The sequence below is a fragment of the Chitinophaga sp. G7 BAM 1005 genome, assembly GCF_057126945.1.
Genome location: NZ_CP181478.1, coordinates 6,453,664 through 6,467,182, shown reverse-complemented (window position 1 = coordinate 6,467,182; position 13,519 = coordinate 6,453,664). Strand labels below are relative to the sequence as shown.

Annotated in this window: 13 protein-coding genes; 4 read left to right on the top strand and 9 right to left on the bottom strand. The window is 46.3% G+C overall.

The annotated features are described in order from the left end of the window. Nucleotides 1-198: 198 nt before the first annotated feature. Entirely contained in the window at nucleotides 199-1,467 is a 1,269-nt protein-coding gene (gene kynU / locus ACMXI2_RS25950) for a kynureninase (protein WP_483778842.1), read from the top strand. 9 nt (nucleotides 1,468-1,476) lie between these two features. Continuing rightward, entirely contained in the window at nucleotides 1,477-2,880 is a 1,404-nt protein-coding gene (locus tag ACMXI2_RS25945; RefSeq protein WP_483778841.1) for a 2'-5' RNA ligase family protein, read from the top strand. Between the two features lie 104 nt (nucleotides 2,881-2,984). On the opposite strand, the gene ACMXI2_RS25940 is transcribed toward ACMXI2_RS25945, so the two are convergent. The 3 genes from ACMXI2_RS25940 to ACMXI2_RS25930 all read right to left on the bottom strand — a co-directional run bounded on the left by ACMXI2_RS25940 (nucleotide 2,985) and on the right by ACMXI2_RS25930 (nucleotide 5,233). Continuing rightward, entirely contained in the window at nucleotides 2,985-3,731 is a 747-nt protein-coding gene (locus ACMXI2_RS25940; RefSeq protein ID WP_483778840.1) for a head GIN domain-containing protein, read from the bottom strand. 184 nt (nucleotides 3,732-3,915) lie between these two features. After that, nucleotides 3,916-4,233, bottom strand: a complete 318-nt coding sequence (locus tag ACMXI2_RS25935; RefSeq protein WP_483778838.1) for a carboxypeptidase-like regulatory domain-containing protein — start codon at nucleotides 4,231-4,233, stop codon at nucleotides 3,916-3,918. Nucleotides 4,234-4,492: 259 nt separating this feature from the next. Continuing rightward, entirely contained in the window at nucleotides 4,493-5,233 is a 741-nt protein-coding gene (locus ACMXI2_RS25930) for a Bax inhibitor-1/YccA family protein (RefSeq protein WP_420986890.1), read from the bottom strand. Nucleotides 5,234-5,513: 280 nt separating this feature from the next. Here ACMXI2_RS25930 and ACMXI2_RS25925 point away from each other — a divergent pair, with 280 nt between their 5' ends. Continuing rightward, nucleotides 5,514-7,364 carry a 2-oxoacid:acceptor oxidoreductase subunit alpha gene (locus tag ACMXI2_RS25925; protein WP_483778837.1) on the top strand — a complete coding sequence of 617 codons (1,851 nt, stop codon included), beginning with the start codon at nucleotides 5,514-5,516 and terminating at the stop codon, nucleotides 7,362-7,364. Between the two features lie 139 nt (nucleotides 7,365-7,503). Further along, the gene (locus ACMXI2_RS25920) at nucleotides 7,504-8,091 is read left to right on the top strand and encodes a DUF6134 family protein (protein WP_483778835.1); all 588 of its coding nucleotides are present in this window, start codon (nucleotides 7,504-7,506) and stop codon (nucleotides 8,089-8,091) included. A gap of 58 nt (nucleotides 8,092-8,149) precedes the next feature. On the opposite strand, the gene ACMXI2_RS25915 is transcribed toward ACMXI2_RS25920, so the two are convergent. From ACMXI2_RS25915 to eno, 6 genes are all read right to left on the bottom strand, one after another. Further along, entirely contained in the window at nucleotides 8,150-9,340 is a 1,191-nt protein-coding gene (locus ACMXI2_RS25915; RefSeq protein WP_483778833.1) for a Gfo/Idh/MocA family protein, read from the bottom strand. Between the two features lie 20 nt (nucleotides 9,341-9,360). Beyond that, complete coding sequence (locus tag ACMXI2_RS25910; RefSeq protein ID WP_483778832.1) at nucleotides 9,361-10,578, bottom strand: nucleoside permease; 1,218 nt, start codon at nucleotides 10,576-10,578, stop codon at nucleotides 9,361-9,363. Between the two features lie 183 nt (nucleotides 10,579-10,761). After that, nucleotides 10,762-11,409, bottom strand: a complete 648-nt coding sequence (nth, locus tag ACMXI2_RS25905) for an endonuclease III (protein ID WP_483778831.1) — start codon at nucleotides 11,407-11,409, stop codon at nucleotides 10,762-10,764. 39 nt (nucleotides 11,410-11,448) lie between these two features. Further along, nucleotides 11,449-11,667 (bottom strand): hypothetical protein, encoded by a 219-nt coding sequence (locus ACMXI2_RS25900; protein ID WP_079471072.1) that lies wholly within the window; start codon nucleotides 11,665-11,667, stop codon nucleotides 11,449-11,451. Between the two features lie 111 nt (nucleotides 11,668-11,778). Beyond that, the gene (locus ACMXI2_RS25895) at nucleotides 11,779-12,090 is read right to left on the bottom strand and encodes an FtsB family cell division protein (RefSeq protein ID WP_483778830.1); all 312 of its coding nucleotides are present in this window, start codon (nucleotides 12,088-12,090) and stop codon (nucleotides 11,779-11,781) included. 87 nt (nucleotides 12,091-12,177) lie between these two features. After that, nucleotides 12,178-13,467, bottom strand: coding sequence for a phosphopyruvate hydratase (gene eno / locus ACMXI2_RS25890; RefSeq protein ID WP_079471070.1), 1,290 nt, complete (start codon nucleotides 13,465-13,467; stop codon nucleotides 12,178-12,180). Nucleotides 13,468-13,519 lie beyond the last annotated feature (52 nt).

Sequence of the window (13,519 nt, the reverse complement as noted above, 5' to 3'; positions counted from 1 at the left end):
CTAGCCATATACAGCCTTAGCCTTATATGCCATATGATAAAATAAGAGATAATATATAATAAGAGACGCCTGTTTTGAACAGTTAGGGCATTTAGCCTGTAATAATCAGTAAGTAGAGAAATAAGATAATCAGCACAGCTTTCTTGACAATAGCAGTACCGCCATTAAAAGAATACTAAGGCGAAAGATTGGAAGACCATGGAGTATGTAGCATCATTAGCGTTTGCTAAGGAGAAGGACCAACAGGATCCCTTAAATAAATTCAGAGAACAGTTTTATTTTCCACAACGTAACGGAAAGGATGCTATTTATTTATGTGGCAACTCGCTCGGACTACAGTCAAAGAATGTGAAATCGGCGATAGAACAGGAGTTGGCGGATTGGCAACAATGTGCGGTAGAGGGGTATTGGGCGGCTAAGCATCCGTGGTTATATTATCAGCAGTATTGCAGTAAGCCTTTAACGGCGATTTTGGGTGCGAGTCAGCAGGAGTTGACGGTGATGAATACGCTGACGGTGAATCTGCATTTGATGATGCTTGGTTTTTACCGGCCAAACAAACAGCGGTTTAAAGTGTTAATGGAAGCAGGAGCTTTTCCGAGCGATCAGTACGCAGTTGAAACCCAGGTAAAGTTCCACGGTTACGATCCGGAAAGTGCCATCATAGAAGTTTCCCCGCGACCCGGAGAACATTTGATAAGATTGGAAGATATTTTAGAGATTATTAACACAGAAAGTGATAGCTTAGCATTGGTTTTGTTTGGAGGTATAAATTATTATACCGGACAGTTTTTTGATATACCCGCTATAACAGCAGCTGCGCATAAGGCCGGCGCTTACGCAGGTTTCGACCTGGCACACGTAGTAGGAAATATACCGGTAGAATTGCACAATTGGGAAGTAGATTTTGCCGTTTGGTGCTCATATAAGTACCTGAATGGTGGTCCCGGCGCAGTAGGAGGCGCATTTGTGCATGAGAAACACGCCAGCAACCGTAATTTTTTCAGACCAGGAGGCTGGTGGGGCAATGAAGAGAGTGCACGTTTTAAAATGGAAAAAGGGTTTGTGCCTAAAAAAGAAGCTGAAGGATGGCAACAGAGCACCGCTCAGGTGTTTAACATGGTTAGCCTGAAAGCATCCCTGGAATTATTTGAAGCGGCCGGTATCGGCGCTTTACGTATCAAAAGTGAAGGAATGACCAATTATCTTGAATTTCTTTTGCAACAGTTAAAAGGCATAAATTTCCAGATTATAACACCGAAAAATTGTAATGAACGCGGCGCTCAGTTATCTTTGTTGTTCCTAGACAAAGGTAAAGAGATACATCAACGGATGACCGATGCCGGTATAATCGTTGACTGGAGAGAGCCCGGAGTTATCAGGGTATCACCGGCACCCTTATATAACTCCTATCAGGACGTATTTCATTTTTATGAAATCATAGCTAATATTGCTTCAAACGCTTAATTAAGTAAGATGACTTTTGAGAGAAACGAACGCCCCCGCAGGCCTTATTCTTCTGATACCAACAAAGAGAATGATCCCAATAAGGAGAAAGGCGATGACAAACCCAATTTAAATAACGAGCGGGAAGGCGGCAAACCCGACTACAACAGTGGTGGCTCAGAAGGGCGCACTGGTTACAATCGAGAAGGCGGATATCGTCCGCGTACAGACTACAATCGTGATGGCGGCACAGGTGGCGGCTACAACCGTGAAGGCGGAAGTGGTGGTTACGATCGTGGCGGCAGCGGCGGTGGTGGTGGCTACAACCGTGATGGTGGTAGCAGCAATTACAACCGTGATGGCGCAGGTGGCGGTTACAATGGTGGTGGTGGATACGATCGCGGCGGCAGCGGCGGTGGTGGCTACAACCGCGGTGGTGGCGGATACGGCGGCAGTGGCGGCGGTGGATACGATCGCGGCGGCGGTGGCGGAGGCTACAACCGTGGTGGTGGTGGCTACGGCGGTGGCAGTGGCGGTGGTGGATACGATCGCGGCGGTAGCGGCGGTGGTGGATACGACCGTGGCGGTGGCGGCGGTGGTTATAATCGCGGCGGTGGCGGCGGTGGATACGATCGCGGCGGCAGCGGCGGTGGTGGATACGACCGTGGCGGTGGCGGCGGTGGTTACAATCGCGGCGGTGGCGGCGGCGGTTACGATCGCGGCGGTGGCGGCGGTGGATACAATCGCGGTGGCGGCGGCGGTTACGATCGCGGCGGCGGTGGCGGTGGATACAATCGCGGCGGTGGCGGCGGTGGTGGATACCGTGGCGGCGGCGCTCCAAGACAAGGCGGAAGACCTCAACGTTTTGAACCAAAACCAGATAACAAAATATACTTTATTGCGCTGCTGCCAACTGCAGAAGTAGGTAAAGAAATTATAAAGATCAAACAGGAATTTGCAGAACAATACGGTCCTATGTACGCACTGAAAGTGCTGCCACATATTACCCTGCAGGTACCTTTCACTGCTGATCCGGCATTGGAAAAAGCTTTCTGTGATGAACTGACGGAATTTGCCAAAACACAGGCGCCTTTCGAAGTTTCCCTGAAAGGCTTCGGTACTTTCCCGAATAAACAGAACCGTGTACTGTTCATCAACGTGGAAAAAAGTGAAACCATGTCTGCTATGCACCGTCAGCTGATCAATTTCCTGCGTAAGGAATTTGGCTTCAGCACCATGCTGGCACGTACAGGATTTACCCCCCACGTTACCGTGGCATTTAAAGACCTGGAAGATGATCAGTTCAACAAAGCATGGCCTGAATATGAGAACAAGGAATACGAGGCTACTTTTAAAGTAAACAACCTCTACTTCCTCCGTCACAACGGTAAATCATGGGAAGTGCTGCAGAAATGCAAATTAGGTGGCGCCTGATAAATGCCCATCTTTAAAATAATAAAAGGCCCCTGCGCTTGCGGGGGCCTTTTCATTTTAAACACGGACAGTATAACAGTGCAGGATATACGAAGTTTATATCATTACTGCTTCACTACCTTACCGGAACCCTTTATCTCCGCCACCACTTTTGCTTCACCGGTATAAAAAATATTTCCGCTGCCATAGATCCTGGCGTCCAGGTTTTTCCTTACATACACGCCATGCCCGCCGGAACCACGGATAGTAATACTGGCATTTTGTACCTCCAGGTTCATTGCGGAAATATTACCGCTGCCGTTAATATCGCTGTTCAGCGAGCCCGCAAATCCACGCATGTTAATGTTGCCGGAGCCGTTAATAGTAGTGTTAAGATTGGCGGCATTCAGTATAAGCGCCGCATCGGCGCTGCCGTTTAGTTCATACTTAAATAAGGAAGTATGTATGGTGTCCTGATTATCCAGGGATCCCGAACCATCGAATTTTACCCGTTGAAAAAGAGGATTGTGTACATATATTTTCATGGGCTGATGATGCCGGATATGGACCCCGCTTTTTACCCGGACGAATAAGGTGTTGCTGCGCATGCCTGTTTCTATCACGCCTATAATATTATCTTCCGCTTTTATTTCCACCTTCGCGTTGTTTTCCTGCAACAGGTGTACCTCAAATGGTCCTGATATTTCCATATCCGTAAAAGGGGCTGTGGTGCGGGTTTCCGTTACCACATTACCGGAGCCGGAAATGTTTTCTTTGGTGCAGCCGGATAAAATAATGCTAAAGATGGCAATCATCAACAGCAACCATCCAATACTCAAACTTGTATACGTTATAATAAACTGCTTTTTCATAAAACATCATTTTAAAAAAGGGGTTACTTTAAGAAATGACGTTTAGAGAAACACTTACCCCTATGGGGTGAAAAAAGATAGTTTTCTGGGAGGCAGGGTGGCTATAAATGAAAGAAGCCGGCCGTACAGACGTACGGAACCGGCTTTTTGATTAACCCCTATGAAAACAAACTATTGCTCTTGTTTAATGTGCTAATTTAATTTCTCCTAAATCAGTGGATTTTCCATCCTCCACTTTAACATCTGTAACAGTTGCAGGCTTATACGGCGCTTTCGCTCCTATTATAACGGTATATGCACCGGCTTTCGCAGCCTGAAAACTAAATGCGCCATCAGTAACAGGCGATTTTAATGTATCTGTTCCCTGAATGGCCCAGGCTTCAGTAGCCCCATCTGCCGGTGTTACTTTACCTGCTATGGTTCCACCATCAACGCCCTTAAATGCGAAGGCTCCAATCGCCACAGCTGCAAGTGCTAACATGCTTACTTTTATCTTCTTCATAGCTTACAATTTTAAACGGTTTAACAATAAAGGTTACATGGTAAGTAAAGGTGTTAGCATTTTTTTTATTACTGTTTTAAGATGTAAAAGAACTTGTTGTTATAGCCCGATTTTGCAATTACGATGCCATACTGTTTTGGAGCCTTGCCATTTAACATATCTTTTGGAAGACATTAACAAAAAAGATGAGCATATATTTAAAAAGAAAGGCCGCCACATACGCTGTGGCGGCCTTTATAAGAGGTTTGTATCTATAAGCTTATCTTCTGTTTAACTTGCTCATGAGGCGCAGTATTTCCAGGTATAACCATACCAGTGTCACCATCAGACCAAAGGAGGCGTACCACTCAAAATATTTAGGTGCGCCCTGTAAAGCTCCCTGTTCTATCATATCGAAATCCATGATCAGGTTCAGGGCCGCAATGGCTACCACCACCAGGGAAAATATGATTCCAAAGGTGCCACTGCTGTGAATCAGGGGCATCTCAATGTTAAACATGCGCAGTACAATGGCTATCAGGTAAAAGATACCGATACCCAGGGTAGCGGTCATCACAATTGATTTAAAACGCTCCGTTGCCCGGATCACCCCTGTGCGATAGAGGATCAGCATGGCAATGAAAGTACCAAAGGTTAAGCCTACGGATTGCATTACAATGCCAGGCCATTTGGCTTCAAACATGGCGGAAATAGCACCCAGGAATAAACCTTCTGCTATCGCGTATGCGGGGGCCAGGTAAGCCGACCATTCTTTTTTGAAAATAATCACCAATGCCAGTATAAATCCACCGATGGCGCCACCAAATGCCAATGGCATTACGCTGCCGCTATTTCTGTAAAATTCTCCCCACGAAAAAACTGCCGCCGCCATTAACAGCAGGAGCATAAAAGACATTTTATTAACGGTTCCACGGATGGTCATGGTCTCCCCTGCGATGTGAGGCGCTTTATCAAATACACTTTGCTTCAGTACAGGGTTGTTCGATTGAAAGAGTGCCATAAAGTATAGTTTAAATTTATGGGTTAAAAATACGATTTGATTTGATATCAGGGATAGTTATACCACTGAAAAAGGGTAAAATTAGCATTTCTATAACCATAACTTCCCGTTATCAGCCATAACTATAAGTAATGGGAATGCTTTATTCCGGTAATAATAGTCTACTAAAGTTGTGTACTTTTGTGATCGGATCGGGAATAATATTGCAGGGCTTTGGGTTCCTACCTCCCGATTACCTAAATTTACATCTTTAAAAAGAATATCTTAAAAGAATAAATAGATGCCTAATACTTCGATTCAACAGCTGGAGGATGTAGTGATAAAATTTGCGGGCGACAGTGGAGACGGGATGCAGTTAACAGGTACCCAGTTTTCAAACAATACCGCATTATTCGGTAATGACCTGAGCACATTCCCGGATTTTCCGGCGGAGATCCGAGCCCCGATAGGTACATTACCCGGCGTGAGCGGTTTCCAGCTACACTTTTCTTCTAACAGAATATTCACCCCGGGCGACGCCTGCGATGTGCTTGTAGTGATGAACGCGGCGGCATTGAAGGCCAATCTGAAAGGACTGAAAAAAGGCGGTATTATCCTCGCCAATACCGATGGCTTTGACGCTAAAAACCTCCGCCTCGCCAATTACCCGGAAGGCGTAAATCCGCTGGAAGACGGCTCCCTGGCGCCGTACCAGCTGCATACGATGGATGTGACTAAAATGACGCGCGAAGCGCTGAAGGATACTACCCTGGGTATGAAGGAGAAAGACCGCGCAAAAAATATGTTTGTGCTGGGATTCCTCTACTGGCTGTACGACCGTAACATGGAAAATACAGAAGTGTTCCTGAAAGAGAAATTTGGCAAAAAACCGGAAATCCTGGACAGTAACCTGAAAGTACTGCATGCCGGCTACAACTTCGCAGATACCGTAGAAGCTTTTACCACCCGCTATCGCGTGGAAAAAGCCCGGATGGAACCGGGTACCTACCGCAGCATTACCGGTAACACCGCCCTGGCTTATGGCCTGGTGGCAGCTTCGCAGAAAGCAAATCTGCCCCTGTTCCTCGGTACATATCCGATCACACCAGCTTCCGATATCCTGCATGAACTGAGCCGTTTCAAGAATTTTGGTATCCGTACCTTCCAGGCGGAAGACGAAATTGCGGGGATCACCTCCGCTATTGGCGCTTCCTATGGCGGTCATATGGGGGTTACCACTACATCCGGCCCCGGTATGGCACTGAAAGGTGAAGCAATGGGACTGGCAGTAATGCTGGAAATACCTTTAATGATCGTTGATATTCAGCGTGGCGGCCCTTCTACCGGGTTGCCTACCAAAACGGAACAGTCCGACCTTTTACAGGCATATTATGGCCGTAACGGAGAGTGTCCGATGCCGATTGTTTCTGCATCCACACCAGCCGATTGTTTTGAAGCGGTATTTGAAGCGTTCCGGATCTCTGTAAAGCACATGACCCCGGTTATTTTCCTCAGTGATGGCTACATCGCCAATGGTTCAGAACCGTGGCGCTTCCCTAAAGCCGCCGACCTGCCCGCAATTGAAGTGAAATTCAAGAAAGGACTGGAAGAAGGAGAGGAACAATTCCTGCCCTATCACCGTGATGAAAACCTGGTGCGCCCCTGGGCAGTACCCGGCACACCTGGCCTGGAACACCGCATTGGTGGGCTGGAGAAACAGAACATCACCGGTAACGTGAGCTACGATCCGGAAAACCACCAGCTGATGGTGAAGATCCGCCAGGAAAAGGTAGATAAGATTGCAGATCATATTCCGTTACAGAAAATAGAACTCGGTCCGGAAAAAGGAAAGATCCTGGTACTGGGCTGGGGCTCTACCTATGGCGCCATCAAAAGCGCTGTGCTGGACCTGCTGGCAGAAGGACATGAAGTAGCGCATGCACATATCCGCTACATCCGTCCTTTCCCCAAAAACCTGGGCGAAATACTGCACAGCTATGATAAAGTGCTGATTCCTGAAATCAATAACGGCCAGCTGATCAAAATTATCCGTGATCAGTTCCTTATTGACGCACAGGGCTATCATAAAATTATGGGCGTACCTATTACCAAAGGCGAACTGATCACAAAGATCAGGGAAATGCTGGCATAAGCTACTGCTGTATATTATTTTAAAGTACACAATAAAAAATCCTGTCCGTAGTGACAGGATTTTTTGTATTTTCCTAGATGGGAGGAACACTTACAGCTACTACTTCCCGGGAAAATATTGTTAGTTTAAGTCAACTATTATGAATAGTCTTTTTAGGGTATTGTTTATCACTTTCACAGTAGCTGTATTGTTTTTACAGGCAAAAGCCCAAACCAATACTTTTGAAGTGCGTATTGCCAATCACGCAGTAGGGACCATTGAAGCTAACCGCAAGCTCGCCGGAAACGCCAAAAGCATCATCATAAAAACACGGATCCAGGTCATGTTGTCGAAAATCAACAGCGACATTGCGAATGAATACAGCAATAATGTACTCACCAATGCAAAGGTTTCGCGTATATCCGGCAAATCGGGAGAAGATAAACAGACTACGATCCGTCGTAGCGGTAAAGAATATACGATTATAGTTAACGGTGCAAAATCAGTAATAGATACGGAAATAGAAGAGTGTGTGGCGGATCTTTATTTTATGGAACCCCGGCAGCTGAACCGTGTATTTTCCGAAACGCTGGGCCGTTTCCTGCCCGTGAAACCATTGGGAGGGAGTGTGTATGAACTCATATTGCCGGAAGGGAAAAAGAACATATTCAAATATGAAAACGGCATCTTAAAACAGGTAGAAGTAAATCATGCACTGGGCAAAGCCTTTTTTGTAAAAATAATCTAACAATGAAGGAGGTGATTATCCTGATAGCTTACCAGGACAATCACATACATCATAAAAATTACAACACCTGTTCAATGATCTGCCCGCTCACTTTATCTTTCAGGATCAGTTTCTTTGCCCCGAAATGTGTCATCTCTTCTTTTACCAGGTAATATTGATCGTTGTATTCCGTTAAGGTTTTTGCTTTGGTAAGTCCTTCCTGTCCGCGCCATATTTCCAGTTGTACCGGTTCCCATTGTTTGGTGGCAGCACTCTTGTAAGCAGCATCAAGAATAGCATTTACCACATAGCCGTCGTAAAACGTTTCATTGGCTTCCTTACCGGCTTCCATTGCATCAAACATATTGGTGAACATGTGGTTATACCCCAGTTCATTCAGTTCATCACCTACGGGAAACAGCCAGCCGGAATTGCTTTCGGCTTTCTCTGCTACATAATCAGCGCCCTTGCCGGTGGTAAACATATCAAAGCCGGTACGCAGGAAGCTGTTTAGCCAGATGGTTCCTTCTGTACCCATTACTTCATCTCGCAGATCGAGGCCGCCGCGGAAAGTCCAGCTTACTTCAAACTGGCCGATGGCGCCGTTTTCATATTTCACCAGGCCAATAGCATGATCTTCCGCATCAATAGGTTTTACCTGCGTATCTGCCCAGCACATCACTTCTACCGGTTTAATATCTTTCCCGATAAAGTTGCGGCCAATTTCCACGCAGTGACAGCCCAGATCCAGGATGCAACCGCCGCCGGCCTGTTCTTTATCCCAGAACCATTCGCTATGGGGGCCGGGATGTGTTTCTCTTGACTTGGCCCAGAGGATCCTTCCCAGTGCGCCGTCTTTCACGCTTTGCAACGCTTTCAGGAATTTGGGAGTATACACGAGGTCTTCGAGATAACCGTGGAAGATGCCCGCTTTTTCTACTGCTTCCAGCATCCGCTTGGCTTCCTGCGCATTACGCCCCAGCGGCTTGGTACAAATCACTGCTTTTTTGTGTTTGCAACAAAGATTAATTGCTGCTTCATGCAGGTTATTGGGAAGAGATACACAAACTACATCTACTTCCGGACGGGCAATGGCAGCTTCCATTTCCGTGGTCTGAAAAGCAACATCGTAATCTGTGGCGAATTTTTGCGCGCTTTCTTCCCGGCGGGAATACACACTTACAATTTTATCGCGGCTACGCTGTCCCTGCAGGGAATCGGCATAGAACCGCGCAATAAAACCTGAACCAAGCATTGCTATTTTTGCCATAATAATCGTTTTGCCGATGATTAATGTTTAACAACCGTATTCTTATTGTTATCTCTGAAAAACAACATAAACAGTACTAATACTACCGCAGCAATACCCGCGGGGATCAGCCAGATGGTATGCCAGTTGTGGCTGTTGGCGCCTGTTTTATAGGCGTCTACAATAGGCCCGGAGATGATAAAACCAATTAACATTCCCACGCCATAAGTAGCCAGTGTTACAAAACCCTGTGCAGAGCTTTTGAATTCTTCACCGGCAATTTTATCGGTGTAGATCTGACCAGTTACAAAGAAGAAATCATAACAGATACCGTGTAGGATGATACCTACGATCAGCATCCAGTAGTTGGCGTCGATGTCGCCGAAAGAGAACAGGGCGTAGCGTACTACCCAGGCGAGCATACCTAATGCCAGCATCTTTTTTACACCTAACCTGGCGAAAAACAGCGGCATTACCAGCATGAACAGGAACTCCGACATCTGTCCCATAGATTGCTTGCCTGCAGCGGCGTTCATGCCTATTTCATTCAGGAATGGATTGGTGAAATTATAATAAAATGCCAGCGGAATACAGATGGCAATAGACGCCAGGAAGAACAACAGGTAAGAGCGGTTTTTCAGCATCCGGATGGCATCCAGGCCGAGAATTTCTTTTACAGAGATCTGGGTACCTTTTTTTGCCGGTGGCGTTTTAGGCAGGGTAAAGCTGAACAATCCCAACAGGAGGGAAGCGCCTGCAGCCATTTTAAAGGTAAGGTCCAGCGAGTTGGTTTTTTCCCACTGCAGCCACCCTATGAGTAAGCCGGCGATGATCCATCCCACCGTGCCGAATACACGTATAAAAGAAAACTCTTTACTGGGGTCGCTCATCTGCCGGAAGGAGATGGAGTTCACCAGTGCCAGCGTAGGCATGTAAAGGATCATATAAATCAGCAACACCGGATAGAAGCTGTCGTAGCTGGTCATGCCCGAGCAGGTCCATAACAGCGCTGCGCCAGCGAGGTGTATCACTCCCAGGATGACCTGTGCGGAAATAAACCGGTCGGCAATAATGCCTACAATAAAAGGCGCTATCACTGCACCGATAGATTGTGTAAGGAAGGCATAACCCACCTGGGTATCGGTGGCGCCCTGCAGATTTTTTAATACGAATGTTCCTAATGTAACAAACCATGCGCCCCAGATAAAAAATTCCAGGAACATCATAAACGATAGTTGTATCCTAACAGCTGATCTCATAACGACTAATGCTTTATTGATTGAATCTTGATGAACCGCTTAAGATAATAAAATTCCATAATTGCAGCATGAAATTATTGATGGATAACAGAAACTTCTGCGGTTCACAAAGTATTGTTTCTGATCGTTTTACCGGGCATTACCGAAATACCGGAACCGGCGGCGAGGAATGGGCGGCGCATATCAGCTTGCCTTTACCAGTTTTGCATAATATTTACAGGCGGGTCTTAGTCCGCATTCGCCACATTTCGGATTCCGTGCCACACAAATGTAGCGGCCATGCAAAATGAGCCAGTGATGGGCGATGTGTACTTTTTCTTCCGGAATATTTTTCAGCAGTTGCAGTTCGGTTTGCAGCGGTGTTTTGGCGTTTACGGTGAGTCCAATCCTGGCGGATACCCTGAATACGTGAGTATCTACTGCCATGTTGGGTTGCTGATGTACCACGGAAGTGATTACATTGGCTGTTTTACGGCCTACGCCGGGCAGTTTTATCAGTTCCGGTACGGTAGCAGGTATTTCGCCGTTAAAGTCTTCCACCACCATTTGCGCCATCCCGATAAGGTGTTTGGTTTTATTGTTGGGATAGCTGATGCTCCGGATGAGGGGGAACAGGTCGTCGAAGGTGGCTGTGCTGAGGGCATATACGTCCGGATACTGCGCAAAGATAGCAGGGGTGGTCATGTTCACCCTTTTATCGGTACATTGAGCAGACAAGATAACGGCTACCAGCAGTTGGTAAGGATTGTCGTAGATGAGTTCCGTTTCGGCATTGGGAGCATGTTCCTCAAAGTATCTGAGAACAAATGCATAACGCTCTTTTTGAGTCATGCCATAAAGATAGGAAAAATGAAAAAAGTATGATTGCTGTTACTGTTCTTCCGCTTTTTGTTTATTGGCGGCGTAGTCGAAGATCAGCTGGAGGGTGGCCACTCTTGGCGCATAACGTACGGTGTTCAGGGCTGCTTTGGTGTCGTCAAAGCTGGCTTGTTCTTCCCGGGTTAAAGAAAGATCCTCCTGGTGATGTTTGATATCGCTTTTGGTAACAAGACACAGGGTTGAAAGTACAGAAAGTGTAAAATTACTCATGCATTATTATTTTAATACTAATAATAGGTTCTCTTTTATAACGGATTTTGCCCGGAATCTATTGTTAATTTAAGATAAATTTTTAAGATGCACAAGGGGGGAAAGGAAGAGCTATGGAGCAGGGGCAGGGGTGATAATGAACAGGTCTTCATTATCTTTCTTCATATAATATTTTTCGCGGGCAAATTTCTCCAGTTTTTCCGGGCTGGAAAGCAGTTCCTGCTGTTCTTCGCGGGTTTGTTTGATTTCCTGGATAAAGAATTCCTTCTGATTTTCGAGTTTATTCACCTCCGACTGGAACTGGTACTGGTACATGAGGTTGGTTTTGTCCAGGAAGGCGATCCAGATTATAAAGGCAGCAAAAGCTATGAAGAACTTATTCTTCAGGACCTTTGGCACTTTTATAGATTTTAATCCGGACATACAGCAATTTACAAATCATTTTTGGATTTCAGATATCCGGCGGTGATGATGCCGGATATCCGAGATCCAAAAGTTTTTCCCGAAGGATTATTTTTTAACACTGATAGAGTTGGTAGGATAGATCGCTACTTCACCCAGTGCTTCTTCGATACGGAGTAACTGGTTGTATTTCGCCATACGGTCGGTACGGGAAGCGGAACCGGTTTTGATCTGACCGCAGTTCAGGGCTACGGCGAGGTCGGCGATGGTAGTATCTTCAGTTTCGCCGGAACGGTGGCTCATGATGGAAGTATAACCGGCTTTGTGCGCCATGTTCACTGCATCGATGGTTTCTGTTACCGTACCGATCTGGTTTACTTTTACGAGGATGCTGTTAGCGATACCTTTATCGATACCTTCTTTCAGGCGGAGTACGTTGGTTACGAACAAATCGTCGCCTACCAGCTGTACGCGGTTGCCTACGGATTCAGTCAGTTTTTTCCAGCCATCCCAGTCGTCTTCAGCCATCCCATCTTCGATGGAAACGATTGGATATTTATTTACCCATTCAGTCCAGTAAGCCACCATTTCGTCGCTGCTGATTACTTTCTGGGAGCTTTTGTAGAATTTGTAGCTTTTGGTAGCGTCATCGTACATTTCGCTGCTGGCGGCATCCAGGGCAATAGCTACCTGGGTACCTGGTTCGTAACCGGCTGCTTTGATGGCTTCCAGTACAGTTTCGATAGCTTCTTCATTGCTCTGGATTTCAGGAGCAAAGCCGCCTTCGTCACCTACGTTGGTGCTGTATCCTTTCTTTTTCAGTACGGATTTCAGGTGGTGGAAAATTTCCACGCCCCAGCGTAAACCTTCAGAGAAAGAAGGAGCGCCTACCGGTACGATCATGAATTCCTGAAAGTCGATTTTATTATCCGCATGGGCACCACCATTGATGATGTTCATTAAAGGAATAGGGAGGGTGAAAGCATTTACACCGCCGAGGTAGCGGTACAGTGGCTGGTTGCTTTCTTCAGCAGCAGCTTTGGCTACTGCCATGCTCACTGCCAGGGTAGCGTTAGCGCCCAGTTTAGCTTTATTAGGAGTACCATCAAGTTGAATCAGCATTTTATCAATACCGGCCTGATCCGTCACTTCCCAGCCAATCAGTTCTTCCGCGATGATATCATTTACATTGCTTACAGCCTGCAATACGCCTTTGCCCATGTAAACAGCCTTATCATTATCACGTAGTTCTACTGCTTCGTGTTTACCGGTAGAAGCACCGGATGGAACTGCTGCGCGGCCAAAATGTCCGTCTTCTGTGGTTACATCAACCTCAATTGTAGGATTACCACGGCTGTCGAGGATCTGCCTGGCATGGATTTCTGAAATAATACTCATAATTCGAAAAGTTATTATTGTTAGCTATTTATTTAGCATCTGGCGGTTGCTG